The 26,146-nt window shown below is 61.9% G+C and carries 24 protein-coding genes and 1 pseudogene; 9 read left to right on the top strand and 16 right to left on the bottom strand.

Annotated features, from left to right (window positions below):
• Both speA and PK789_RS08045 read right to left on the bottom strand, forming a co-directional pair.
• The coding region (gene speA / locus PK789_RS08050) for a biosynthetic arginine decarboxylase (RefSeq protein ID WP_324308254.1) at positions 1-962 on the bottom strand (962 nt) is incomplete at its 3' end.
• A gap of 72 nt (positions 963-1,034) precedes the next feature.
• Positions 1,035-2,198, bottom strand: a complete 1,164-nt coding sequence (locus PK789_RS08045) for a MalY/PatB family protein (RefSeq protein WP_324308253.1) — start codon at positions 2,196-2,198, stop codon at positions 1,035-1,037.
• A 141-nt stretch (positions 2,199-2,339) separates the two neighbouring features.
• Here PK789_RS08045 and speE point away from each other — a divergent pair, with 141 nt between their 5' ends.
• Positions 2,340-3,194 (top strand): polyamine aminopropyltransferase, encoded by an 855-nt coding sequence (gene speE, locus PK789_RS08040; RefSeq protein ID WP_324308252.1) that lies wholly within the window; start codon positions 2,340-2,342, stop codon positions 3,192-3,194.
• A 48-nt stretch (positions 3,195-3,242) separates the two neighbouring features.
• Positions 3,243-3,947, top strand: a complete 705-nt coding sequence (locus PK789_RS08035; protein ID WP_324308251.1) for a phosphatase PAP2 family protein — start codon at positions 3,243-3,245, stop codon at positions 3,945-3,947.
• Between the two features lie 13 nt (positions 3,948-3,960).
• On the opposite strand, the gene PK789_RS08030 is transcribed toward PK789_RS08035, so the two are convergent.
• Positions 3,961-4,299, bottom strand: a complete 339-nt coding sequence (locus tag PK789_RS08030) for a P-II family nitrogen regulator (RefSeq protein WP_324308250.1) — start codon at positions 4,297-4,299, stop codon at positions 3,961-3,963.
• A gap of 171 nt (positions 4,300-4,470) precedes the next feature.
• Here PK789_RS08030 and ubiK point away from each other — a divergent pair, with 171 nt between their 5' ends.
• A complete protein-coding gene (gene ubiK / locus PK789_RS08025; RefSeq protein WP_324308260.1) occupies positions 4,471-4,743 on the top strand; it encodes a ubiquinone biosynthesis accessory factor UbiK in 273 nt (90 codons plus the stop codon).
• Between the two features lie 12 nt (positions 4,744-4,755).
• Positions 4,756-6,273 (top strand): YifB family Mg chelatase-like AAA ATPase, encoded by a 1,518-nt coding sequence (locus tag PK789_RS08020; RefSeq protein ID WP_324308249.1) that lies wholly within the window; start codon positions 4,756-4,758, stop codon positions 6,271-6,273.
• 21 nt (positions 6,274-6,294) lie between these two features.
• On the opposite strand, the gene PK789_RS08015 is transcribed toward PK789_RS08020, so the two are convergent.
• Positions 6,295-7,551, bottom strand: a complete 1,257-nt coding sequence (locus tag PK789_RS08015) for a putative peptide maturation dehydrogenase (protein WP_324308248.1) — start codon at positions 7,549-7,551, stop codon at positions 6,295-6,297.
• 64 nt (positions 7,552-7,615) lie between these two features.
• Here PK789_RS08015 and PK789_RS08010 point away from each other — a divergent pair, with 64 nt between their 5' ends.
• Entirely contained in the window at positions 7,616-7,903 is a 288-nt protein-coding gene (locus PK789_RS08010; protein ID WP_324308247.1) for an NHLP-related RiPP peptide, read from the top strand.
• Positions 7,904-7,962: 59 nt separating this feature from the next.
• Here the strand turns inward: PK789_RS08010 and PK789_RS08005 are convergent, their stop codons facing one another.
• The 4 genes from PK789_RS08005 to aceB form a co-directional block, all read right to left on the bottom strand.
• Positions 7,963-10,455 (bottom strand): putative peptide modification system cyclase, encoded by a 2,493-nt coding sequence (locus tag PK789_RS08005; protein ID WP_324308246.1) that lies wholly within the window; start codon positions 10,453-10,455, stop codon positions 7,963-7,965.
• A gap of 10 nt (positions 10,456-10,465) precedes the next feature.
• On the bottom strand, positions 10,466-11,488 hold the full coding sequence (locus tag PK789_RS08000) for a GGDEF domain-containing protein (RefSeq protein WP_324308245.1): 1,023 nt from the start codon (positions 11,486-11,488) through the stop codon (positions 10,466-10,468).
• Between the two features lie 96 nt (positions 11,489-11,584).
• The gene (gene aceA / locus PK789_RS07995) at positions 11,585-12,883 is read right to left on the bottom strand and encodes an isocitrate lyase (protein WP_324308244.1); all 1,299 of its coding nucleotides are present in this window, start codon (positions 12,881-12,883) and stop codon (positions 11,585-11,587) included.
• A 39-nt stretch (positions 12,884-12,922) separates the two neighbouring features.
• Positions 12,923-14,539 carry a malate synthase A gene (gene aceB, locus PK789_RS07990; protein WP_324308243.1) on the bottom strand — a complete coding sequence of 539 codons (1,617 nt, stop codon included), beginning with the start codon at positions 14,537-14,539 and terminating at the stop codon, positions 12,923-12,925.
• Between the two features lie 112 nt (positions 14,540-14,651).
• Between aceB and PK789_RS07985 the strand changes: the two genes are divergently transcribed.
• Positions 14,652-15,620, top strand: coding sequence for a LysR family transcriptional regulator (locus tag PK789_RS07985; protein ID WP_324308242.1), 969 nt, complete (start codon positions 14,652-14,654; stop codon positions 15,618-15,620).
• Positions 15,621-15,626: 6 nt separating this feature from the next.
• Here the strand turns inward: PK789_RS07985 and PK789_RS07980 are convergent, their stop codons facing one another.
• Positions 15,627-16,613: an isoaspartyl peptidase/L-asparaginase family protein gene (locus PK789_RS07980; protein ID WP_324308259.1), complete on the bottom strand. Its 987-nt coding sequence runs from the start codon at positions 16,611-16,613 to the stop codon at positions 15,627-15,629.
• Positions 16,614-16,811: 198 nt separating this feature from the next.
• A pseudogene (locus PK789_RS07975) lies at positions 16,812-17,378 on the bottom strand (cyanophycinase); the annotation flags it as partial.
• A gap of 303 nt (positions 17,379-17,681) precedes the next feature.
• On the opposite strand from PK789_RS07975, the gene PK789_RS07970 reads away from it, so the two are divergent.
• The 3 genes from PK789_RS07970 to PK789_RS07960 all read left to right on the top strand — a co-directional run bounded on the left by PK789_RS07970 (position 17,682) and on the right by PK789_RS07960 (position 22,473).
• Complete coding sequence (locus PK789_RS07970; protein ID WP_324308241.1) at positions 17,682-18,257, top strand: RNA polymerase sigma factor; 576 nt, start codon at positions 17,682-17,684, stop codon at positions 18,255-18,257.
• Entirely contained in the window at positions 18,235-19,290 is a 1,056-nt protein-coding gene (locus PK789_RS07965; RefSeq protein ID WP_324308240.1) for a FecR family protein, read from the top strand. The genes PK789_RS07970 and PK789_RS07965 overlap by 23 nt, the downstream gene beginning before the upstream one ends.
• A 102-nt stretch (positions 19,291-19,392) precedes the next feature.
• Positions 19,393-22,473 (top strand): TonB-dependent receptor, encoded by a 3,081-nt coding sequence (locus PK789_RS07960; protein ID WP_324308239.1) that lies wholly within the window; start codon positions 19,393-19,395, stop codon positions 22,471-22,473.
• A 53-nt stretch (positions 22,474-22,526) separates the two neighbouring features.
• On the opposite strand, the gene PK789_RS07955 is transcribed toward PK789_RS07960, so the two are convergent.
• The 6 genes from PK789_RS07955 to PK789_RS07930 form a co-directional block, all read right to left on the bottom strand.
• Positions 22,527-23,093 carry a 1-acyl-sn-glycerol-3-phosphate acyltransferase gene (locus PK789_RS07955; RefSeq protein ID WP_324308258.1) on the bottom strand — a complete coding sequence of 189 codons (567 nt, stop codon included), beginning with the start codon at positions 23,091-23,093 and terminating at the stop codon, positions 22,527-22,529.
• 53 nt (positions 23,094-23,146) lie between these two features.
• On the bottom strand, positions 23,147-23,560 hold the full coding sequence (arfB, locus tag PK789_RS07950; RefSeq protein ID WP_324308238.1) for an alternative ribosome rescue aminoacyl-tRNA hydrolase ArfB: 414 nt from the start codon (positions 23,558-23,560) through the stop codon (positions 23,147-23,149).
• Between the two features lie 73 nt (positions 23,561-23,633).
• Positions 23,634-24,122 carry a Holliday junction resolvase RuvX gene (ruvX, locus tag PK789_RS07945; protein WP_324308237.1) on the bottom strand — a complete coding sequence of 163 codons (489 nt, stop codon included), beginning with the start codon at positions 24,120-24,122 and terminating at the stop codon, positions 23,634-23,636.
• Positions 24,119-24,685: a YqgE/AlgH family protein gene (locus PK789_RS07940; RefSeq protein ID WP_324308236.1), complete on the bottom strand. Its 567-nt coding sequence runs from the start codon at positions 24,683-24,685 to the stop codon at positions 24,119-24,121. The genes ruvX and PK789_RS07940 overlap by 4 nt, the downstream gene beginning before the upstream one ends.
• A gap of 119 nt (positions 24,686-24,804) precedes the next feature.
• Positions 24,805-25,050, bottom strand: coding sequence for a glutaredoxin domain-containing protein (locus PK789_RS07935; protein WP_324308235.1), 246 nt, complete (start codon positions 25,048-25,050; stop codon positions 24,805-24,807).
• 31 nt (positions 25,051-25,081) lie between these two features.
• The coding region (locus PK789_RS07930; RefSeq protein WP_324308234.1) for a ribonucleotide-diphosphate reductase subunit beta at positions 25,082-26,146 on the bottom strand (1,065 nt) is incomplete at its 5' end.

Genomic DNA, 26,146 nt, shown 5'->3' with positions numbered 1-26,146 from the left:
GCGCAGGCTTCGGCCAGCGGCTGCACGATGCTGGAGGCGTAATGCGGGATGCCGTAATTGACCGAGTTGTAGCTGCGCGAACGCGTGCCTTCGTAATCGATGCCCAGCCCGCCGCCGACATCGACGTGACTGATGTTTGCGCCCAGCTTGGTCAGCTCGACGAAATAGCGGGTGGCTTCGCGCATGCCGGCGGCGATATCGCGCACGTTGGAAATCTGGCTGCCCATGTGGAAGTGCAGCAGCTTCAGGCAATCGCCCATGCCGGCATCGCGCAGTTCTTTCCACAGGTTGAGCAATTGGCGCGGGTCGAGGCCGAATTTGGCTTTGTCGCCGCCGCTGTTTTGCCATTTGCCCGCACCCAGCGAAGCCAAGCGCATGCGCACGCCCAGACCTGGTTGGATGCCGAGCTTTTCTGCCTCTTCCAGCGCCAGTTTCAGCTCGGAGGGTTTTTCGATGACGATATAGGTGTCCAGCCCCAGCTTGCGGCCAATCAGCGCCAGCCGGATGTATTCGCGGTCTTTGTAGCCATTGCAGACAATCGTCCCACCCGGCCGCGACAGCGCCAGCACCGCCATCAGCTCCGGCTTGCTGCCCGCCTCCAACCCAAAACCTTCGCCGCGATGGCTGGCCAGGGTGCCGGCCACGCCGGCGTGTTGATTGACCTTGATCGGGTAGATGGCGGTATAACCGCCGCTGTAATCCCAATCTTTTTGTGCCTGCGCGAAGGCGGTTTGCAGGCGGTTCAAGCGGTCGCCCAAAATCTCCGGGAAACGCACCAACAGCGGCAATTTGGCACCTTGCGCCATCGCCGCATCGACCACTTCGGGCAGGGCCACGGTGGCACCCGTCGCACCTTTGGGGCGCACCGCGATCCGGCCCTGCGCATCGACATCGAAATACCCCTCCGACCAGTGCGGAATGGAGTAGGTCTTGCGGGCGAGGTCAAGCGACCATTGGCTCATGGCGGGGCTACCGGTAAAACAGAAAGGACGCGCATTGTAGGCCCCACGCGCGCGCGCTGCCTGACTTACAACCTAGCGCGCCGCCAACGCCTGCGCCATTTGCGTCAGCGCTTGCTCCAGCAACGGGCGTGGCAGCGCAAAGTTGAAGCGCACATGCCCTTGCCCGCCGTCGCCACATTCCCCACCATCGGTCAGTGCCACCTTGGCGTGCTGGCGGAAAAATGCCTGCGGCGTGGGTGCCAGCGCCAGCGCGCGGCAATCCAGCCATGCCAGATAGGTGCCTTGTGCGGGGATGTGCTCGATCTGCGGCAACTGCTGGGCCAACCGCTGCGCCAGCACATCACGGTTACCCTGCAAATACGCCAGCACCTGCTGCCGCCACGGCTCGCCCTGCGCCCATGCGGCGGTGTGCGCAATCACCCCAAAGGTGGAGGTGGCATCGTTGACGCGGTGGCCAATGCGGCGCCATAGCGCACGGTCTTGTTCATTGGTGAGCACCACTTGCGCGCACTTCAAGCCGGCCAGATTCCACATCTTGGACGCCGACACTGCGGTGATGGCCTGATCTGCTGCAGCCTCGCTGATCGCGGCATACGGCACATGCTGCTGGCCTTCAAATATCAGGGGCGCATGGATTTCATCGGAAAACACCCGCGCACCGTGGCGCGCCACAATCGCGCTGATGCGCGCCAGCTCCTCGCGGGTATAGACCTTGCCAATCGGGTTATGCGGGTTGCACAGCAACAGCAAGCCCGCACCGCCGGCAAACGCGGCATCCAGCCCGGCCTCATCCATCTGCCAGCCGTCTGCCGTGCGCAGCATCGGCAACTGGATCACCGGATTGTCCACCCAGTTCAAAATCGGGATGAAGGGCATGTAACACGGCACCGGCACGATGACGGGCGTGCCCGCCGGCAGGAAATACCGCAGCACCACTTCCAGCGCGCTGAGCACATCGGGCATGACGTTGACATCGGCAGGATGGATGGCCCAGCCGTGGTGCGTCTGCTGCCACTGCGCGCAGGCGTCACCCAAATCTTGTAATAACGCGCCAGTGAGATAACCCGTCAAGCCATCGGCCATCGCCTTGTCCAGCGCCTGCCGGATCGGTGGCGCCAAACCAAAATCCATTTCCGCAATAAACGCACCAATGCAGCCGGGGAAGGCGGTCCATTTGCGACTGCCGGCGGCTTCCAGTTGGGCGGCGGTAAGGGTGTCGAAATAGGCTGTATCCAAGGCCGGAACTCCACTGCAAAACGGCAAGACGACGGGCCTGCCGTGCGTGCCGGCTGCCCAAACTGAAGCAAGGATAACCGGGTGCCGGGCCGATTCCCGCTACAATCCGCGCCCTAGCACCATGCCAAAGGACATAACACCATGACCGACGCCAACTGGCTGTACGAAAACTTTGAAAAAGCTGGTTCGTCGATCGGCTTTCGCATCACCCGCAAATTGGACGAGGTACAGTCGCCGTTTCAAAAAATCGAAATTTTTGAATCGACCGACTGGGGCAATGTCATGCTGATCGACGGCGCGATGATGCTGACCTCCCGCGACAATTTCCTGTACCACGAGATGATGTCGCACCCGGCGCTGTTCACCCATGCCAACCCCAAGCGCGTGGTGATTATTGGAGGTGGCGATTGCGGCACCCTGCGCGAGGTACTGCGTCATCCGGGTGTGGAGAGCGCCACCCAATGCGATATCGACGAACAGGTGACACGGATGGCGGAAAAATATTTCCCCGAACTGTGTGAATCCAATCACGACCCACGCGCGGAATTGTTGTTCGATGACGGCATCGCCTACATGGCCAACTGCGCGCCGGGCAGCGTGGACATCGTGATTGTGGATTCCACCGATCCGGTGGGCCCGGCTGAAGGCTTGTTCAACAAGGATTTCTTCGCCAGCTGCCACCGCGCACTGAAAGACGATGGCATTCTGGTTCAGCAGAGTGAGTCCCCATTGGTGCTGCTGGATTTGATCAAAGCGATGCGTGTGGAAATGGGCAAGGCCGGCTTCCACAGCTTCCAGACCCTGCCGTTCCCGCAGCCGTGCTACCCCACCGGTTGGTGGAGCTGCACGATGGCGAAAAAGGCCGCCAATGCAGATTTCAACTTCCGCATCGACGATGCCCGCGCCAAAGACTTTGCAACCCTGTACTACAGCGCCGACCTGCACCAACACGCGCAGGTGTTACCGCCGTTTGTGGTGCAGGCGCTGGCGGGCTGATTGCGTCGTCGCCAGACATCTGCCGCAGCAACGGCATCGCCTTACTTGATGGCAACCGTCTGGCGACAGTTTTATCTGCGCCACCTGTGCCTGCTGCTGGTCAGCGGGCTGGGCTTGCTGCTGCTGTTTCACCACACCGCGTTGGACGTGTGGCTGGCAGATCGCTGGTATGACCCACAACGCGGCATCTGGCCTCTGCGCGACGCGTGGTGGACGCGCACCGTGGTGCACCAGTGGCTGCGCTATGTGCTGAACCTTACCGCACTGTTCTGCCTGTGGAAGGCGTGGGCGTTGCGGCGTTCGACACAGGCGCGTCGCTGGCGACTGGTGGCGGTGGCCAGCTTGGTCGTGCCGCTGTTGATTGGTATCGGCAAACGCCTAAGCCCCATGCACTGCCCTTGGGACATCGACCGCTACGGCGGTGTTGCGCCCTATGCCGATGCCTATGCCGCGCTGTCTGCACAACTCACGCCGCCCGGCCACTGCTTCCCGGCAGGGTTTGTTTCCGCCGGCAGTTGGCTGCTGGCCTTCGCGCTGTTTTTTTACCCGGCCCGGCCACGCGCCAGCATTGCAGCCGGGCTGCTGGCGGTGGCGTTGAGTCTGTTTCTGGGTCTAATCCAGCAAATGCGCGGCGCGCACTTTTTGTCGCATGTGCTGTGGTCGCTCTGGCTGAGTTGGGCCATCGTGCTGGCGCTGCATGCCACGCTGGGGCTGTGGCGCGACCCCGCAACCGCAAACCGCCCGATCACCTGACCTGCGCAGTGGCTTACAGCGCGTCGCCGTCCAGCTCGCCGGTACGGATGCGCACCACTTGCTCCAAATCCCACACAAAAATTTTGCCATCGCCAATTTTGCCAGTGCCAGCAGCTTTGATGATGGCCTCGGTGACCGCATCCACTTGGTCATCGGTGGCGGCAATTTCCAGCTTGATCTTGGGCAAAAAATCCACCACGTATTCGGCCCCGCGATACAGCTCGGTATGGCCTTTCTGACGGCCAAAGCCTTTCACCTCGGTGGCGGTAATCCCGGTGACGCCGACATCGGCCAACGCCTCGCGCACATCGTCCAACTTGAACGGCTTGATCACCGCCATCACCATCTTCATTGCCACGCCTCCTGATCGATGCCGCTGAGCATAACCCGCCGGCGCAAGGCATACTGCACACGCAATGCGGACTAATCCCACCCCCGCATGCGTCTTGCTCTGATGGTCACAGCCGGTGCTACCGCCGATGCTGCCCTAAACCACCGGAGCGCCGCCATGAGTCAGCCGCATATGATCGATCTATCCCAGCTTGATGAACTTGCCCGCCGCCTGAGCAGTCTGGTGCCACCAGCCCTGCGCGAAGGTCGTGAAGAATTGCAGCAAAACTTCAAAACCGTGTTGCAGGCCGGGCTGGGCAAACTGGATTTGGTCACCCGCGAAGAGTTTGAAGTGCAGCGCGCGGTCTTGGCACGCACCCGCGACAAGCTGGATGCACTGGAGCGGCAACTGGCCGAACTGGCCGAGCACGTCGCGTCCGCCAGCAGCCCCACCGCCCACCACTAAAGGGCCGCCACCATGAATCTTGCGATCGTGCACAGCCGTGCGCGGGTAGGTGTGTGTGCGCCCGAAGTACGGGTCGAGGTGCATCTGGCCGGCGGGCTGCCGTCGATGTCCATCGTGGGCCTGCCCGAAGCAGCGGTGCGCGAAGCCAAAGACCGCGTGCGCGCCGCCATCCAATGCGCACAATTTGAATTCCCGGCACGTCGGATCACCGTCAATCTCGCCCCGGCCGACCTGCCCAAAGACGGTGGCCGCTACGACTTGGCCATCGCATTGGGCATCTTGGCCGCCAGCGGCCAGCTCAGCACACAGGCATTGGAAGGCTGGGAGTTTTTGGGCGAACTGGCACTGACCGGCGAGATCCGCATGGTCGATGGCGTACTGGCTGCCGCGCTGGCCTGCGGCAGTTGTGCGCGCCGCCTGCTGGTTGCCCCCGGCAATGGTACCGAGGCGGCCTTGGCCAGCCGTGTGGACGTGCGCACTGCACGCACCTTGCTGGAAGTGTGTGCGGCGCTGGATGCGCGCACGCAGTTGCCACAGGCATTGCCGGTGCCCAGCCAAGCCCTCGCCACGCCAGACATGGCCGATGTGCGCGGGCAAGTGTTGGCGCGACGCGCACTAGAAATTGCCGCCGCCGGCAACCATCACCTGCTGCTGGTTGGCCCGCCGGGCAGTGGCAAAACCTTGCTGGCCTCGCGCCTGTGCGGCATCCTGCCCGAGCCCAGCGACGCCGAAGCGTTGGAGGCCGCCAGCATTGCCTCGGCCAGTCGCCGCGGGCTGGATGTCGCCCGCTGGCGGCAGCGCCCGTTCCGCAACCCGCACCACACCGCCAGTGCGGTGGCCATGGTGGGCGGCGGGGCCGACCCACGCCCCGGTGAAATCTCATTGGCCCACCATGGCGTGTTGTTCATGGACGAGCTGCCCGAATGGAGCCGGCATGCGCTGGAAGTCCTGCGCGAGCCCTTGGAATCGGGCAGCGTGAGTATTTCGCGCGCGGCGCGGCATTGCGAGTTCCCGGCACGGTTTCAATTGGTGGCGGCGATGAACCCCTGCCCCTGCGGCTGGGCCGGCGATCCGTCCGGGCGCTGCCTGTGCAACGACGAGATGATCCGCCGCTACCGCGCGCGAATTTCTGGGCCGCTGCTAGAGCGCATCGACCTGCACGTGGACGTGCCGCGTCTGCCGCCCACCCAGCTGCGCACCGATAGCCCCAGTGGCGAATCCAGCGCCAGCGTGCGCACGCGCGTCATCGCCGCACGCAACCGGCAACTGGCGCGCAGTGACCGCGCCAATGCGCAGCTGGATCAAAACCAGACCAATGCGTTTTGCCGGCTGGCCGCGCGCGACGCTGCCCTGCTGGAACGTGCGGTGGATGCCTTGCAGCTATCCGCACGCTCGCTACACCGCATCTTGCGGGTGGCGCGCACGATTGCCGATTTGGCCGGCAGTGACGCCATCGACACCCCCCACCTGACCGAGGCGATTGGTTATCGCAAACTGGAGCGCGGCAGTGGTAACCGACAAGCGGCTTAGCAAGGTCAGGGCTAGCAAAGGTCAGATGCTCGCGCGCGGCCACACCAGCCGGTTGGGATCAAATTCAGACTTGACCAAGGTTGTCGCACGCGCACCAAACCCACACACCGCCAGGGGGCTTTGCATGTAGCTGGCCATACCGAACGCACGTTCGATATCGACTTCGTTGATCGCGCCGGTGATGAACGGCCCCAAGCCCGCCTGGGTGGCACATAGCTGCAAGGTTTGCGACAGGTGACCAACATCCAGCACGCAAACGCGGTAGGCCTTGGCGTGGTTGCGGTATTTCCAGAAATTGCGATGAAAGCGCGGTGCCAAAATGCACAGCACCGGCGCGTTGGCGAAGAAATCCTGCCCGGCCACCGCGATCTTGGCAAACGCGTACAACTCGTTCTGCGTCCATGCGCGTGCGGCGGCCTTCCCCAAGACCTGCGTTCCCACATCCCCTGGTTGCGGTGGTGCAATCTGCGCGGCCATCGGTTCCAGCGCGTGGCCATCGATGCGGTAGCGGTACAAACCCGGCGTAATGCCTTGCACTCGCTGCACGATCAGAAAACATTCTGTGGGATGCAGCGCGCCGCCGGACGGGCTGGTGCGCTTGAATACCGTGAAGTTCGGTGCAGGGTGTCCGCTGCCACGTGCGCCAAACACACGCGCCATCAGTTGTGAAAACGTGGCCAATGGCAATACTGCCTCGGCATCAAAATTGCGGCAGGTGGCGCGACTGTCCAGCAAGGTGTCGAAGGCATCGCGCGCCGGCACCGGCATGTGCAGTGCGGCGTCGGTGCCAACCGCTTCCGGCTCACGCGGTGGCGGTGCGCCGTGCTGGCGCAACAGGCCTTCGTTGTTGTCCAAATCTTGCTCGGCCATGCTGCTGGGGCCATCGATGCCCTGCCAGCGGGTCGCCATATGCGCCAATGCGGCTGCCGGGTACCAACCCTGCGCGCGGTAGGCGGCATCGGTTGCGGCAGTGTCGTCGATGCCAACGACACTTTCAGACTTGGCCTGCAACAATCCGGCCGCCAGCAAGGCATCCACCGCCGCACCACCATAGCGTGCATCCAACGCATCGCGTTGCAGCCAATCTTGCGCACCCAAAGCGCCCAGTAACGGCACCCAATCGACATCCACTTCAACCGCCGCAGCCAAATGCGGCGCATGGGCGAACCAACACAGCCGCGCCACCACGCCGGTGCCACCGGCCAGCAGATCGTCCAATTGGAAGCTGGCCACCTCACGCGGTTCTAGCCAAACCGCAGCACAGCGCCTGACCTGCATTGCACACTCCATCTAAACACTTGGGTGCTATTGTCCACGCTCCATTCACAAGAGGGGGAACACCGTGGCACAAGACAAAATCCCGCCGGCCGGTCTGCATCCGCAACTGGTCAAGAAGCTTCTAGACAATCTCGAAAGCAACGACGCCTTCCGCCAACAGTTCCAGCAATCGCCGGAACAGGCGCTGCGCTCGTTAGGCTATACGGATCCGTGGGCTTGCATGCAGCTCAAGAGCGGTACGCTGGCTTCGCCCGAACAAATCAAAGCCCAGCGCAACAAGCTGGAGGACGTAATGTCCGGCATTCAAGGGATGGAGTGCCCCCTTGCATGCCAGAGCACGGATAACTACTGAATTTTCACCTATCGGCAGCCGCTCGCAGATTTGGCGAGCTGTTGCTGGTGGCGCTATTTTTACCGAGCGCTTGGACGAGGCACGTCTTGCACTTCCGATGCCGATGCCACATTAAAGAAACGCAACACTTCCGTCGTCGTTGCTTCGGTAAGCACGCGCCCCCGATGCGTGGCCAGCCAATTTGCCTGACTTTGCATGCCGACCGCATTCCCCGCAGAACGCTCAGCACGCAACAATGCCCAGTGCACGGCCACTAACGCCGTGTCTTGCTTGGCCAAGGGTTGCAACCGCGCCACTGCCGCCTTCGGCTGACCACGCAGACGTTCTTGCTCTGCCAATAGCACTTGCCGCAACTGTGCCAGCGTTGGGAACTCCGCTACCACGCCACTGCTTTCGGTCTGCTGTAGCGCGACATCAATCCCCGCACGATCATCGTCGAATGCGGCGAGTAATCCTGCGTACAAACGGAGTTCAGTCGACATCGCTGGATAAATGGCATCGGCTGCTTGCGCTTGTGCATCCACGGCCACCTGCAGGGCTTGTCGCCGCTGTGCCGCGTCACTCGCCCCTGAAAATACACCGACGCTTGTCTGCGCCGCTTGCGCGCGCAGTGTTTCCACCACATCGCCTTGGGCGCTTGCTTGGCCATACCACGCTTGCGCCGCCGCATCGGCCTGCGCCCATTGCCGACGATCCACCCACGTCGATACTGCCGCATCGCGTTGCCAGCCTTGCCGGCCACTCGTGCTGGCGGCATACACCTTATCAGCTTCGGCATGCTGGCCGCGTGCATCAAAGGCGCGCGCGTAATACTCACCACCGCCGGTGTAACCGGCTTGCCGTGCGTGTTGAAATTCGGCCAGTGCTGCATCCACTTTGTCCTGCCCCAGCAGAAAAACCCCCAAGGCATAGCGTACGGAATTGCTACGCGCATACTGCGGCTTAATCGCACGCCGTGCCATCGCCTCGGCAGCACGAAAATCATTACGCTGATGCCACAGATTGGTCGCCAAACGGCTCATGGTGCTGAAATCATCGGGGTATAGCACCAGGTATTCCTGCGCTTTGCGGAAATAAATCTCTGGCCCGCTGTTTTGCAGCAGCATCAACTCGACACTCATTTTTTCTTGTGGCGACAATCGTGCAGGAATTGCCAGTGCCTTGCGCCATTCGTCACGCGCCTGCTCGACCTCACCCAGTTGCGCGTGCAATCTCGCCATATCTGCGTGCGCCAATGCAAACTGTGGATCCAGTTGTAGCGCGCGCCGATACAAGCCCAGCGCTTGTTCACGATCACGGGTGGTATTGGCCGCATTGCGCGCCACCGCAAATACCTTCAACGCATCCAGGCTGGGGGTGGCCACATTGGGCAGCGGCACCGAGGTCTTTTGCACGCTTTGCAAGGCCTCGCCCAACTTGCCACGCAACTGGTCGGTCACTTGGTCGATCGAGCGCAGCGCAGATTCCACGCCTCGGCCATCGGCCATCACCGCGTACACCGTGGTTTGGGTGCGTGGGTCGATCACTTCGGCACTCACCCGCAGACGGCCACCGACTTCGGCCACGGTGGGCAGCAGCAGTGCACGCGCACCATCCCGCAGGGCGATTTCGGAACCCAGCGCACGATCCACCGGCACGTCCGCCTTGCGCTGCATATTCGCCAAGGTTTCACGTACTTTCAGATCGGACAGTACGTTGACGTAATGCGACTGCTCCAAACTGATGCGGAATGCCTGCTCCAGCGATTCGTCCAGCTTGGCATCGCCGGTCAGGTTACGCAGGTCACCCACCACCACCCAATCGCGTTCGGCAAATGCAATCGCCGGCTGTGGGTGCATCAAGAACCACGCCCCAAATGCCAGCCCGGCCGCCATCATCGCCTCGGCCGCCAGCGCCACCGGCCGCCGCCACAGTGGCAGGTCACGCCAGGCCTTGGGGGTGTGTGCCGGCATCCGCAACGGGGCTAGCCCGGGCTCACCGACTTCAAAAATTTCCTGTGCTTCTGGCAGGCCCTTGAAGCGCCAACGCCCATAGGATTTCCACACCAAGGTGTCGCCGCGCTCGCCTAGCTCGCGAGCGGCGCGGTGCGCCAGCGGTTCGGCGGTGGCCGACAAGAGAATCTGCCCGGGCCGGGCCAGCGCCATCAAGCGACCCGCCAAGGGTTTGGCCAAACCCTCCACTTCAACCTGCTTGGCCCCCATCTGCACAGCGTCGTGGCTGTTTTCCCATTGCAAAACTTCGCCCACGTGCAGACCCGCGCGGGCTTGCAGGACTTGCTTCAGGCCTTGCATACGCCCCAAATCGCGTAGTTCGCGCGCGTAATCCAAGGCAAAGCCCAGTCCGTCGATGGGACGCTCGAAGATCAACAGCAAGCCATCGCTGCGATCAATCAGCCGACCGCGCCAGTGTTGCTGCAACTCCAGCACGATGCGATCGTGGCTGCGGAACAGTGCGGCAGCGGCACTATCCCCGATACGCTCGACCAATTGGGTGGAGTCCACCAAGTCGGTCAGCAATAGCGTACGCACCTGCGGTTTGCTGGCGCCGTCCATCAAGCCAGCCTCAATCCTGCCACTCGACGCGATTACCACCCTGGTGCTTGGCGCGATACAGCGCAAGGTCGGCTTGTTTGTACCAGTGCTCCCATGCGATTTCGGCATCCGCCGCCACCACACAGGCACCGATGCTGAGCGTGGTCATTTGTGGCGGACGTTGATGCATCCGTTGCAGGATACGCGCACTTTCGACGATGTAACCGGCGATGCGCTCGGCTCCGTCGCGGTTGTGCCCGTGGATCAATAGACAGAATTCGTCACCACCCAAGCGGCAGGCGATATCGTCCTGACCGCAGACCGCGCGCAACAAATTCGACACGCTTTGCAGCACACGGTCGCCGGCCAAGTGGCCGTGGCCATCGTTGATTTCTTTGAAACGATCGCAATCGACCAGGATCAGGGCACTATCGGGCAGCTTGCCCGCCAGCCGGGCCTGTTCCACGTGCGCAACAAAGCCGCGGCGGTTGGTCAGCCCAGTCAATTCATCGGTACGGATCAGGATTTCGGATTGATCCAATTGCAATGCGGTGGTGCGCAGCACATCCAACGTGTTTTGCAATTCCAGATTGCGCCGGCGCAAACGGCCGATCAGGGCCTGCTCGTTGCACACCACGCGCATGATCGTGCGCCGCAGGAATTTGGCCAGCTGCTTGGGGTCGCGGTCGGTCAGGCGGTCGAATGTTTCACGCCCCAGCTCCAACAAAACACCGGGTTGGGTCATCGTGGCATTGGCGCTGCGGGCGTGGTCGCCCATCAGCAAGCCCAGCTCGCCAAAAAATTCACCCACACCTAGCGGCTTGCGCACCAGGTCATCGCCAAAATCCAGCTCGACTGCACCGCTGGCAATGACATACATATCGGAGCCGTGATCGCCACGCCGGAACAGCACTTCGCCAGCCGCGCATTTACGGGTGCGTGCAACTTGGGAGAATAGAGCGTATTCGGCATCGTCCAGCACCGAAGCGGCCGGAGAAAATTCCTCCAGCCGTCCTGCTGCACTTTCCAGTGGCACGACTACACGTGCGCTCATAGCCCCGGCCTGTTGGCACTGAATGGGGAGGATAGCACTGCATGCGCCCCCGTGTGGCAAGTACCCGCCGGCCCCATGCCCGGCGGGTAGGCTTGCTTACGCTGCGGCACGCGTGGGCTGGAATTGCTCCTCTTCGGTGCTGCCCTTCAGCGCCACCGTCGAGCTTTGTCCGCCTTGGATGGTCTGGGTGATGGCATCGAAATAGCCGGTGCCCACTTCACGCTGGTGCTTGACCGCAGTGAAGCCACGTTCGGCGGCGGCAAATTCTTTTTCTTGCAGCTCGACGAAGGCACTCATCTGCCGACGCGCATAGCCGTGGGCCAAGTCGAACATGCCGTAGTTCAGCGCATGAAAACCGGCCAAGGTGATGAACTGGAACTTGTAACCGTAGGACGCGATTTCTTTTTGGAATTTGGCAATCGTGGCGTCGTCCAGATTCTTCTTCCAATTGAAGGACGGCGAGCAGTTGTAGGCCAGCAACTTGCCGGGGAACTTGGCGTGGATGGCTTCGGCAAACTTGCGCGCAAATTCCAGATCCGGCTTGCCGGTTTCACACCACACCAAGTCGGCATATGGGGCGTAGGCCAAGCCGCGGCTGATCGCCTGTTGCAGGCCATTGTTGGTTTTGTAGAAGCCTTCCATCGTGCGCTCGCCGGTGCAGAACGGGCGGTCGTTGGGGTCGATATCGGAGGTCAGCAGATCCGCCGCTTCGGCGTCGGTGCGCGCCACGATCAAGGTCGGCACACCCATCACGTCGGCAGCCAGGCGTGCCGCGGTCAGTTTTTCCACCGCCTCGCGGGTGGGCACCAGCACCTTGCCGCCCATGTGCCCGCACTTCTTGACGCTGGCCAACTGGTCTTCGAAATGCACGCCGGCGGCACCGGCTTCGATCATTGCTTTCATCAATTCGAACGCATTCAGCACACCACCAAACCCGGCTTCGGCATCGGCCACGATGGGTTGCAGGTAATCAATACTGTCATCACCCTCGGCGTGGCTCAGTTGGTCGGCACGCAGCAAGGTGTTGTTGATGCGCTTGACCACCTGCGGCACCGAATTGGCCGGGTACAGCGACTGGTCGGGGTACATTTCGCCGGCCACATTGGCATCGGCGGCCACTTGCCAGCCACTCAAGTAAATCGCCTTCAGCCCAGCCTTGACTTGCTGCATGGCCTGATTGCCGGTGAGTGCGCCCAGCGCGTTGACGAAATCCTCGTGATGCAGCGACTTCCACAATTTTTCGGCACCGTGGCGAGCAATCGAATGCTCCACCGGGATGGTGCCGCGCAGGCGCACCACGTCTTCGGCGGAGTAGCTGCGGGTGATGCCGGCCCAGCGCGGGTTGTTGGCCCAGTCCAGCTTCAGTTGTTCGGCGGTTGGCAGGTGGTATTTCATGGGAAAGCCTCGTGGGATTGGCAGATGGGTGGGCGTGGGTCAATCGATGCGTTCGTACGCAGGCAGGGTGAGGAACTCGGCCAGCTCCTCGGCGTGGGTGAGGCGGTCGAGCATGCCGATGGCTTCACTGACGTGGCCGGCACCGGGCAAGTTGGGTTGTGCAGCAAGGCGCGCCGGTAGGCCAATCAAGGCACGCTCCAGCAGCACGAAATCGACCGGGGTGCCATCGTCCAGCGACAGCGGCTCGCTGCCGTCATCCGCAAAATGCAGCCATTGCCACAACTGGGCGCGGGCGATTTCGGCGGTGGCGGCGTCCTCCATCAAGTGGTGGATCGGCACGCAGCCATTGCCTGCCAACCACGCAGCCAGATAGCGCACGCAGACTTCGACATTGTTTTCAAAGCCCTGCCGCGTAATCGTGCCGCGCGACGGGGTGATCAACACGTCCTGGGTCACGCTGACATCTTCGCGCAGCACATGCCGCTGGTGGGGGCTGGGCATGTGCGCGTCGAACACTTCCCGCGCCAGCGGGATCAGCGCCGGGTGTGCCACCCAAGTGCCATCATGGCCGGCGGTCACCTCGCGCAATTTGTCGGCGCGTACCCGCGTCAAAGCGGCGGCGTTGGCTTCAGCATCGCTGCTGATTGGAATCTGCGCGGCCATCCCGCCCATCGCATGCGCACCGCGACGGTGGCAGGTCTGGATCAACAATTCGGAATAGGCGCGCAAGAACGGCTGCGCCATCGTCACCTGGCCGCGCTCGGGCAGCACTTTATCGGAGTGCCGACGGAAGGTTTTGATGTAGGAAAAAATGTAATCCCAGCGCCCGCAGTTCAGGCCCACGATGCGGTCTTTCAGCGCGTACAGGATTTCGTCCATTTCGAATGCGGCCGGCAAGGTTTCGATCAACACCGTCACCTTGATCTGCCCGTGCGGCAGGCCCAGTTCGATTTCGATGGCAGCAAACACCTGCTCCCACAGTGCAGCTTCTTCCATCGACTGCAGCTTGGGCAAATAGAAATACGGGCCACGCGCCTTGCCAGCCAGCACATGCGCGTTGTGGAAGCAAAACAGGCCCGCATCAAATAACGCGGCCGACATCCGCACGTCATCCACCCGCACATGCTTTTCATCCAGATGCCAACCGCGCGGGCGCACCAGCAACACCGCCTGATCGCGCTCCGGGCGTAGCTCGTAGCGCTTACCGCCGGCCTCGAACACCAGTGCGCCGGCAATCGCTTTGCGTAGCGCCTGTTGCCCGGTCAGCAGATTGCTCCAGGTGGGCGCGGTGGAATCCTCGAAGTCGGCCATGTAGCAATTGGCGCCCGAGTTCAGTGCATTGATCACCATCTTCGGATCCACCGGGCCGGTGATTTCCACGCGGCGATCCAACAAGGCGGCCGGGGTCGGGGCCACCGTCCAGTCGCCATTGCGGATATGCGCGGTATCGGCGCGGAAATCCGGCAACGCGCCGGCGTCGAACGTCTGCTGGCGGGCGCGGCGGGCGGCCAGCCGGGCTTGGCGCTCGGCTTCGAAGCGGCGATGCAGATCGGCCAGAAACGCCAAGGCTGCCGGCGGTAGCAGCCGCTCCTGCCCTGGCAGGTGGTGGGTGATGACAACGCCCTGCCCCGGGCGCTCTTGTAGCACTGCGGACATCGACTTCTCCGTACATCGCGTGGGGAAGCCAACCATCCGCCACCGTCTTGTATTTGACAAAGCAGATTTATCAATAATATATATAAGAAAAATAAATATGTTTTTAGAATAAATGACCAAAAGCAGCCCTACAGCCCTGCGTTTTGCTTACAAAGGCTCCCGCCTGAAGCCGTTGCGGGCGTTCTGTCAGGTGACTCGATTGGGCTCGATCTCGCGTGCGGCCGAGGCACTTTTCCTCAGCCAGCCGGCGGTCACCCTGCAATTGCAGGCGCTGGAGCGCGAATTGGGAGTGCGCTTGTTCGAGCGCAGCGGCCGCCGGCTCACCCCCACCCGCGAAGGCGATCTGCTGTACGCCATGGCCCGCCCCTTGGTGGAGGGGCTGGACAATCTGGCCGCCAGCTTCCGCGAACAAGTGCGTGGGCTGGATGCCGGCGAGCTGCATGTGGCCGCTGGCAGCTCCACCATCTTGTATTTGCTGCCCGGCATCGTGGAGGCGTTCCGTGAGCGCCACCCGGACGTGCGCCTGAGCCTGCACAACGTGACGGGCGCTAGCGGGCTGGATTTGCTGCGCGGCGACGGGGTGGACCTGGCGGTGGGCTCGATGCTGGATGTGCCGGCTGATCTCAGCTATGCGCCGGTGTATCGGTTTGAGCCGATGCTGATCATGCCGCCGGAGCATCCGCTGGCCAGCAAGCGCGACCTCACGCTGGATGATTTATCACCCTATGGTTTGATCCTGCCACCCAAGCGCCTGACCACCTACCGGATGGTGGACCTAGTGTTCCAGCAAAATCGGGTGCCCTACACGGTGGCGCTGGAAGTGGGCGGCTGGGAAGTCATCAAGCAATACGTGGCGATGGGGCTGGGCATCAGCATTGTGACGGCGATCTGTTTGACCGAAGCCGACCGCCAGCGGCTGGTTGCGCGTTCGCTGGCGCGGTGGTTTCCGTCGCGCAGCTACGGCATCGTGATGCGCAAAGGCAAGTTCCTCAGCCCGCAAGCGCGGGCTTTTGTCGAATTGATCCAACCCGAACTGCTGGCCCCGCGTGCCCACGACGAGGGTGGGCACTCGGAGCGCTAACCGCGCTTACTGCCCCGGCATCGGCAGGGTATCGGTCTTGTAGATCGCCACATGCGGCACGCCGTCGCTGCCAATCCAACCACGGTACATACCACCGGTATTGAACGGGAACGTCATCACCCCGTCTGCAGCCAGCGCAATCGCGCCGCCGTCACCACCGGCCTTGGGGATGTCTTTGTTGATGACATCGTCGGCGGCCTTGGGCAGCGGCAGGCCCGCCAGCCGCACCCGCGCGCAGATTTCGTGCGCGGCGGCGGCGCGGATGTAGTACTCACCCCAGCCGGTACCGGACACCGCGCAGCCGGTATCGGCCCAGGTGCCGGCCCCAATGATCGGGGAGTCACCCACGCGCCCGTAGCGTTTATTGGTCATGCCGCCGGTGGAGGTGCCCGCCGCCAGATTGCCCTTGGCGTCCAATGCCAGCGCGCCTACGGTGCCAAAGTACGCCTTGCCCGGCAGCACCAGCGGGGTGTTGGAAGCTTGCGCTTTGGCCTCCGCCTGCAATGCATCCTGCAACGCTTTCCAGCGCTTTTCAGTACGGAAATACGCCGGATCCACCAAGCTGATGCCTTGTTCCTTGGCAAAGATTTCCGCGCCATCACCGACCATCATCACGTGCTTGGATTTCTCCATGATCGCGCGCGCCAGCAGGATCGGATTCTTGACCCGATGCAGACCTGCCGCAGCCCCGGCCATGCCGCTGCTGCCGTCCATGATGGATGTGTCCAGTTCATTGCGGCCATCGTGGGTGAACACCGCACCCCGCCCAGCGTTGAATTGCGGGGCGTCTTCCATCACGGTGATCGCGGCAGTCACCGCGTCCACCGACGAGCTGCCGCCCTGCAATTTGGCGTAACCCACACGCAATGCCTTTTCCATCGCCTTGCGGGCGTCGTCTTCCTCTTGCGGGGTCAAATCGCCAGGCTCCACACCGGCACCGCCGTGAATCACCAGCGTGGGGGTATCCAATGCCACCAACACGCCATCACGCACCGCGTAATTGCGTGCAAATGCCGGTTTTTCTACTTCCCCCGTCGGCAGGTGCAAGACCGAACCCGAGTCCGCGCCCACCGCCCATAGACGATCCAAGCGCATGGCGTGTTCTTCGGTCTGCTTGCGGTTAAACCCACCATGCACCACGGTGGCACCCGCCCCGCGTGCGGTGGCGTACACGCGCGCGGTGCCGTCGCCCTCCACCGCCACTGCGGCACGTTCGTCCACGCCCAAGCCAATCAGCGGGCGGCCGGCAAGTTCTTCACTCTTAGCCAAAAACGCCACCAGCCGGCCTAGCCGCGCACGCTCGCTGAAGTGGGTGTCGGTAATCACGCCTTCCAGCAATGAAAAATTGAGGAAGCCGGTTTCAATCGTGTTGCTGTCCCCCAGTGGGTCGGCCAGCGCGCGCGGGCTGGTGATGCTGCCGCCGTCCATTGCGCTATACAGGTATTCCCCTTGAATCGCCAAACCGGCACTGGTGCCGCCCAGCGGCTTGCCAGCTTTCACATGGTCGTTCAGTGCTTTGGCCAACGGCGTGCCGCGCCAATAACGCACATAGCGCGCTTGATCACCACCGGCGATGAAGATGCCATCGGCGTGGCGAATGGCGGCCAAAATTTTGGGGTCGCTGGCAGCGTCGCGATCTTTGAAGACGAAGGTTTCCGCCGACTGGATTCCACCCACTTTATTGAAGAATTCTTCGCCAATCTGCCCGCCCAGCGATGCCCGCAATATCACGATATGGCCGTTGCCGGCTTTGTTCATGAACCAATGCATGGCATCGAAATTGCGATCGCCACCGCCCATCAACAACAAGCCAGGCTGCACCTTGCCGGGAGTTTTGGCCTGCACATTTCCCAGCACGTAGTAATCGACATTGGCCGCCTGCACGGGCCGCGTTGGCAGCGCCAGCAAGAGCGCCGTCAAGACTATCGAGCAGCCGGCAAATCGCTTCATCGTGACACCCCTTTCTGAGTTGGCTATACGGTACTAGACGAAGCACGGGCGATTTCCCCCTATGCCGTTGTTGGCACGCCACATGGGCAGGCAATCGGCTATGGTGCAAGCATGCACCAGGCCCCACTCGACCATTGGTTCGTCACCCAAATCCTGACCCACGAGGCTGCGCTGCTGCGCTACCTGCACCGGCATTGGCCACACCCAGACGAAGTCCTCGACCTGCGCCAAGAGGTGTATGCGCGGGTGTACGAGGCCGCCGCCAAGGCAACGCTGACGCAACCCAAAGCGTTTTTGTTTACCAGCGCGCGCCATCTGATGACCGACCGCCTACGCCGCAGCAAGGTGGTGTCGATCGAGCCAATGGGTGATTTCGATCCTTCGCACGTCTTAGTGGAAGAGGTGTCACCGGAACGCTGGTGCGGGGGTCGGCAATCGTTGAAGTGGCTGGCCGCCGCATTCGACCAATTGCCAGATCGCTGTCGCGAAGTGGTGTGGCTGCGCCGGGTGGAGGAGTTGTCGCAAAAAGAAGTGGCAAAACGCCTAGGGATCAGCGAGAAAACCGTGGAAAAACACATTGCCAAAGGGATGCGCCTACTGGCTGACGCGCTGTCCGCTGGCGATCCCGTGCGTCCACCTACCGCGTCCATTGCGGGTGCTGCCGATGCCCACCCTTACGCCGAATGAGATCGAAGCGCGCGCCGCCGACTGGCTAGCGCAGCGCGATAGCGGGCACTGGGGGGCCAGTGACGTCACTGCATTGGATGCCTGGCTGGCGGCAGACACCCGCCACCGGGTGGCGTTCTTGCGTTTGCAGGCCAGTTGGGCGCAAAGCGACCGGTTACAAGCGCTGGGGGCCGGTTGGTCACACGCCGGGCCACCCCCACGAGGCTACTGGCACGCCGCGCCAGCGGATCGTCGCGCGCAAATGCTGCTGGCGCTGCGCCCCGCCCGGGCATCGCACAGACCCACGCCCCGCAGCCGTGGCCAGCGACTTGTTCGCGCCATCGCAATGGCAGGCTGCTGCGCACTGCTGCTCAGTTGGAGCTGGCGCAATTACACCCATGTGGATGTTGCCACCTATCGCACGGCCATCGGCGAGGTTCGCACCCAATCGCTGCTGGATGGCTCACAGGCGACCATGGCCAGCAACAGCCGCATCGACGTGCGGCTGGCGCGCACGCAGCGTGATGTCAGCTTGGTGCGTGGCGAAACCATTTTTGCGGTCGCCAAAGATCCACAACGTCCGTTTGCAGTCGCGGTGGGCGGCTATCGTGCGGTCGCCGTTGGCACCCGGTTTTCGGTGCGCCGTGACCGCGACGACTTACGCGTGGTGGTGACCGAAGGCACGGTGCGCTTGGATGCCCCGCATACCGACGGACAAACCTCTCCCTCATCCCTACTCCCGGCGGGCAGCGTGGCCTTGGTGCACGACGGCAGCGTGCTGGTGCGCAGCATGGCCCTGTCCGAAGCCAAGCAACTCCTAGACTGGCGCGATGGCTGGTTGGTGTTTCGCGACACCCCGCTGCAAGACGCCGTTGCCGAGTTCAACCGCTACAACACGCGCCAACTGCGCATTGCCGATGCCGACGTGGCCCATTTACGCATTGGCGGCAGTTTTCGCTGGGATAACCAAGATGCCTTTGTGCGCTTGCTGGAAGCCGGCTTTCCGGTGCGTGCCAGCACCCATGCTGGCGAAATTGTCCTGCGTTCGCGCTAGTACGCGTCAGGGCGAATGCGGGCGGGGGCGGGATTTTTCGCACACATTCGTCAATACTTTGTAACGGCACCGCATCGAGTGCCCATGGGGAAACCGCCAATCATGAAACCGTCCCGTCCGCTTCGCGCCCTGATGTTATCGCTGGCCTGCACTGCCGCCTTGGCAGCACACGCACAAACCGCCCCTCGCCTTGCTATCCCCGCCGGTGATTTGACCTCGGCGCTGGATGCGTATGCACGCCAGTCCGGCACCCAGTTGGTGTATCGCGCCGACCAACTCCAAGGCGCGCGCAGCGCCGGCCTGAACGGCCAAGCCGCCTCGCCACAGGCACTGGATGCGCTGCTGAAGAACAGCGGCTTCCGCGCCCAGCGCGATGCCTCCGGCGCGGTGCTAATCGTGCCTGCCGCAGCGACCAAGCAAGCCGCACCGGCGGCCAAACCGGCCGCCGCCAAGCCCGCGCAAGCGGCCAGTGACAGCACGGTCACCAACTTGCAATCGGTGCAGGTCACCGGCTCGCGCATCCCGCGCGCGCAAGTGGAAGGCCCGGCGCCCATCACCGTGGTCAGCGCCGAACAAATCAAGGCCGCCGGCTTCACCAGCGTGCCGGATGTGCTGCGCTCGCTCAGCCAAAACAGCGGCACCGTGCAGGGCCAGCAAAACACCACCAGCGCGCAGTCCACTCCCGGTGCGCAGGCGGTGGATCTGCGCGGGCTTGGCCCCAACCACACCTTGGTGCTGATCAACGGCCGCCGGGTTGCCGACTTCCCGCTGCCGCTGAATGGCAAAAGCAATTTCACCGATATCGGCAACATCCCGCTGGGTATGATCGACCGCATCGAAGTGCTCACTGGCAGCGCCTCGGCGGTGTATGGCTCGGACGCGATGGCGGGTGTGATCAACTTCATTCTGAAGAAATCCGCCGACGGCACCACCATTGACTATCGCTATGGCGACACCAGCCGTGGTGGTGGGCAATCACACAATTTGACCCTGACCACGGGCTTTGAAAGCGGCAATTTCACCGGCATCGTCGGCTTGGAATTGATGGACAAGCGCCCGGTCTGGGGCTACCAGCGTGGCATCCAAAATTCCACCACCGATGGCCCTACCGCCCGCAGCCAACTGCCGCGCGTGATTGCACAAATCAATAAAACAGCGCCACCAGATGACTGCAAAGCACTGGCCGGTCTCAACGACGGCACCACCGTGCTGGCAGTGGACACCCGTGGCCGCGCCTACTGCGGCAGTGACCGTGCAATTGCCTACCGCACCATCCAAAACGAGCGCCGTGGCGCAACCGCTTATGGCTCGTTTGAATACCATTTCTCTGACCAACTCAGCTGGTTTGCCGACACCCAGATCGGCTATCAGAAGGTCAAGCTGCTCAGCGGCACCAATGGCAATGTACTGACCTCTCGCGTGGGCAATATGGCCAGCGACCATATGGGCTGGGCCTTCCAAGACCCCAATGCGGCGGATGTGGATGACAATATTTTCTACAACGCCAACACCGATCAATACGAAGTCTGGCAGCGGCAGTTCACCCCGGAAGAAGTGGGCGGCCTGCGAAACCGCATGAATATCACCACTGAAAAAACCTTCGCCATCACCACCGGCTTCAAGGGTTTCTGGGGTGAAAACTGGAGCTGGGAAGCGGCCTACAACCACTCGCAATACAAAGCCGATGTCAGCATGCCGCGCATCAAGATGGATGCCGCCAACACCTTCTTCCTTGGCCAGCGTTTGGGCTATGACGATGATGGCTACGCGATTTACGCACCCGATCCCAACCGTCTGTTCAAGCCGTTGACCACCGCCGAATTTGCCTCACTGGCGGCGATGTCCACGTTCCGCCCCAAGGCGGCCAACGACAACCTCAGCTTCACCTTCGACACGCCCGTGCTGTTTACCCTGCCCGCCGGTGATGCCGGTTTTGCCGGCGTGCTGGAATACGGCAAGCAGTCTTACCACATCAATCCCGACCCGCTGGCACTGACCGATACCGCCTATTTTGGCCCGCGCTATGGCGATGGCAGCGGCAAGCGCGACCGCTGGAGTGCCGCCGGCGAATTGCGCCTGCCGTTGTTCAGTACGCTGCAAGCCAGCCTTGCGGGCCGCTATGACCGCTATGGCTATGATGGTAAGCACCCCGGCAAATTCACTTACAGTGCCGGCTTGGAATGGCGGCCACTGGATACGCTGCTGGTCCGTGGCTCGTATGGCACCGGCTTCCGCGCGCCGGACATGCACTATCTGTTCGCCGGTAACGACTACTACCGCAAAGTGTCCACCGACTACTTCCAATGCCGCACCGACGAACCCGGCTTCAACAATGCCGATTGTTATGACGACGGCAGTTGGGATATCAACACCCGCGACGTGTATGCCGGCAACCGCAATTTGGATGTCGAAACCAGCAAATCGGCCACCGTGGGGTTTGTGTGGTCGCCCACCTCCAGCTTCGACATCGCTGTCGATTACTACAAGATCAGCGTGAACAATCAGGTGCAGACGCAAGACCGTGAACTGTTGCGCGTCACTGAGGCCAATTGCCGGCTCGGCAAGACCGAGTCGGGGGCCAGCGTGGACATCCACTCACCGTCGTGTGTGGATGCACTGGCGCGGGTGATCCGCGATGCCAACGGCAACATCACCAGTGTGCATTTTGGACCGATCAACATCGCGCAAGAGCAAACCTCGGGTGTGGATGTCACCGCCAACTACCGTCTGCAAACCGCCAGCGCGGGTGATTTCCGCTTCAGCGGCAACTACAACTGGACGCGCCGGCACACCCGTCAACAGTACCCGGGTGACCCCACCGAAAACATGCTGGATGTCAGCTTCAGCGATACCACTCTTCCGCGCACCAAGGCCAACGTGGGCGTGAATTGGGACAGCGGCGCTTGGGGTGCCGGTCTGTTTGGCAATTATCTGGGCCGCGTGGCCAATTACGCCAACGATGCCTGGACGCCCGCCACATGGCGCTTCAATGGCAGTGCCCGCTACGACATCAACGACCATCTGCGGCTGTCGCTGTCGGTCAACAATCTGTTCGACAAAATGCCGCCGCGTGATGCCACGTGGTCTGCATATCCGTACTACGACACCTCGTGGTTTGACAGCATTGGGCGCAGCTTCTATCTGCAAGTGACATGGAAAATTGGCGGCAAGTCGCTGGAGTGAGCCACACCCTCACGCGCAACCCAAACGCCCCGAGAAATCGGGGCGTTTTTACATCACGATTGCATTTGCACCACATCATGGTTGCGCCCTTTGAACGGCGCATACCAGTGCTGGATGCGTGCGATGTCGGCCTGCATGTCATCACTCAACGTAAATGCCGGGCCAATGACGATGCTGCGGCTGGAATAGTCAAACGCCGCCACCACCACCGGCACACCCGCCGCATGTGCAATCCGCCAGAACCCCGGCTTCCACTGCTGCACCTGCTTGCGGGTTCCTTCGGGTGCGATTGCATACCAAATGCAAGCACGTGCCTGCATCGCCGCCACCGCTTGCTCCACCACCCCTTGCGGCGCACTGCGGTTGACCGGAATCACCCCCTGCCAGCGCAACAGCGGCCCCATCAACGGCACCTTGAACAAACTGTGCTTGCCTAAAATCGACAGCCGTAGCCCCATCGCCAATTTGGCGGCAATCCCCCACACGCCATCCCAATTGGACGAATGCGGGGCCGCAATTAGTACCGCTTTGGGAATGTTGGGTATCTCGCCACGCATGCGCCAACCGCCCAGCCGCAACACACTGCGGCCCAACCACTGCGCAAACCGGTAGCGCGGCATCTTCGGTACCTGCGACGGCACGGCCAACACCACCGCGTGCTTGTCTGTCTGACTCAATCCCAACCTCGCCCAGTGCGCCCCTGCTTGATGCTCGCACGTCCACGCTTTTCGCCCAAGCGGCGCTCTTTGGAGGCGCGTGTGGGTTTGGTGGCAATGCGCGGTGTGGGTACATGCAAGCCCGCTTCGATAAACGCCGCCAAGCGTGTGCGCGCATCCTCGCGGTTGCGCTCCTGGGTGCGGAAGCGTTGCGCATTGATCACCAGCACCCCCTCTGCGGTCATGCGCCGGTCGCGCTTGGCCAGCAGGCGTGCGCGCACTGGCTCCGGCAACGAGGGTGACCCCGCCACATCAAACCGCAGCTCCACCGCAGTGGCCACCTTGTTGACGTTTTGCCCACCCGGCCCCGACGCCCGCACGAAGCGTTCGATCAGCGCGTCATCATCGATGGAAAGGCCGCCAATTTGCATCTGCAAAGTCTAAGGCAAGCCTGCGCAAGTTGTTTTTGCGCGTGCTGCCAGCAGCAGCGGGCATATCCAATGGTTATGCGTCGGAGCTTAACGCCATCGCATCACGCGGGCTGGACAGCCAGCGTTCGATGATCACCGCCGCTGCCACCGCATCTAGCACGTCGGCATCACGACGCTTGCGGGTACCGGCGGCGCGCGCCGCCGCAAACCGGCGTGCGGCCTCTTGCGAACTATTCCGCTCATCGACCATGGCCACCGGCAGCCCGCTGCGTTGCTGTACCGCAAGCGCAAATGCCTTGGCGGCTTTGCGGATGGGCTGGTCACCGCCATCCAATGTCATCGGGTCACCCACGATCAGGCCGTCGGGCCGCCATTGGCGCAGGAGTTTGTCGAAATGTGCCCAGTCTGGCCCATTGGCATGCACATCGATCACCGCGATGGCACTGGCATTCCCGGTCAACGCATTGCCCACCGCCACGCCAATCCGGCGCGCGCCCACGTCAAAGCCCAATACAGTGCCGTCGGCACGCAGCGCAAAGCCGGTGGCGGCAGCCTGGCTCATGCGTGGCCGCTGTGATTCACGTGGTTGAGCAAGTCCACCCCAATACTGCCCGCCGCCGATTGCCAACGCATCGCCATCGGCAAATCAAATAACACCGCCCGCCGATTGGGCACCAACAACCAACTATCGTCGGCCAATTCATGCTCCAACTGCCCTGCACCCCACCCGGCACAACCTAGCGTGATCAACGCCTGTTGCGGGCCTTCGCCGCACGCCATCGCTTCCAGCACATCACGTGAGGTGGTCAGGTACAAACCCTCGCCCACTACTAAACTGGAATCCCAGCCTTTATCCCCCTCGTGCAGGACAAAACCACGTTCGGGGTGTACCGGCCCGCCAGCCAACACGACCTGCGTCTTCAACGCATCGTTATCACAGCGCATCCCCATCTGTTGCAGCACCTCGCCCACGGTGTACTCCGAGGGCCGGTTGATGACCACCCCCATCGCGCCATCGCTGTCGTGTTGGCAGATTAACGTCACGCTGCGATCAAAATGCGTATCGCGCAGTGACGGCAGCGCGATCAACAGGTGGTTACCGAAGTTTTGCTGGGGCTGATCCATGCCGCACATGTTAACGCGGCACGGGTGCGTTGCCGATGCGGTAAGACAACCCGGCCGCAAAGCAACGCTGAACATGTACTGCTACCCCCACGCAGGCGGGCATCTCTCCCCAACGCAACTCAATGCTGTTGGCGCAAGTGTTGCCGCAACTCCTCATAGCCGCCGATATGCGTGAGCGCCGCATCACCTTGAATGAAAATTTGCGGCAAGCTGCGCACCGGCGTACCGACCTTGGCGTGTAGCTCGTCCACGCTGATATCGGCACCCACCGTGTGGTAATGGAAATCAAGGGATTGCATCTGGCACAGCAGTTTGCTTTTTTCACAATTGACGCAGCCGTCTTTGCCGTAAATATGGATATGCATCGCGGTTCCTTGTGCTTGAAATAGGTGCGGTTTAGAAGTCGTCGTCAAACACTACGTCTTGGTCGGTGCGACGCATCACCCCAACCTTGTATGCGGCGATGTCTTGTTCTTGCGGCGAGGCTTGGGTCTTGCTGATGTTCAGCCACTTCTCCATGAACTTCAGCGGATTGCTGGCGGGCAGCGCATGCTTGCGGCTGGCAAGGCCCAGGGTTTGATACACATCTTTGGCGCAATACAGCGTCCATGCCGACAGGCGGTCGGCATTCATGCCCACCAGTTCGCGGCCATCGGAAAACAGGTAATCGATCCAGCGCAGTTCGCTGTCGATCACTTCCTCGATCAAGGCTTGGATTGCGTCATGGCATTGCGCAAACGCGGTCTGCCCGCGTTCGGTGGACAGTTCATTCAGGAGCACCGCACGGTCCAGCTCGGCGTGGATTTCCAACTCGTCTTGCGCAATTTTCTGGATGGCTTTGCCAATCGGCTGAAACAGCCCGGTATCACAAATGGCGAAGGTCACTGCAAATGAAGCCAAAAATTGAATCCGCTCCATGCAGAACAGCCCGACGATGGTCATGAACACCGCGTTATAGGTGGTTTGGTCATTGGGCAATTGGCCGATGGCGTATTTGTGCGAAGCCTCATAGCCCTCGGCAAACGCCTGTGCCACGCAATGCAGCCGGTCGTGCGCCGCTTGCACGCGCAGGATTTCATCGAGAATGACAGCGGGATCATCAAACGAATTGCGCACGATTTCCGAGTACGTGGCCGCATGCACCACTTCGTTGTCGGACACCCGTTGCCATGCTGCCCACAACTCGGATGACGTGATGAACGGCGCCAGCACTGGCGCAATCGCACGCGAGGCCACGCTGTCGGCTTCCCACTGCCAGGCCAGCGTCTTGATCATCATGTCGTAGGTGCCGCGCGAGCACGATTTGAAATCGGCATTGCACGAGGAATAGTCGAATTCGTTTTCGTCCCAATCCAGCGATTTTTGTGCTTTGTACAGCCTCCAGATCGCCGGATAGTGGCGGTTGACGGTATCGAACAACCCCTGCCGCTGACCCAGCAGCAGCAACGGTTTTTGATAGTC

This window comes from Thermomonas sp., from assembly GCF_035369645.1.
Lineage (GTDB): Bacteria > Pseudomonadota > Gammaproteobacteria > Xanthomonadales > Xanthomonadaceae > Thermomonas.
The sequence above is the reverse complement of the archived record's forward strand: the minus strand, read 5'-3'. Positions and strand labels throughout refer to the sequence as shown.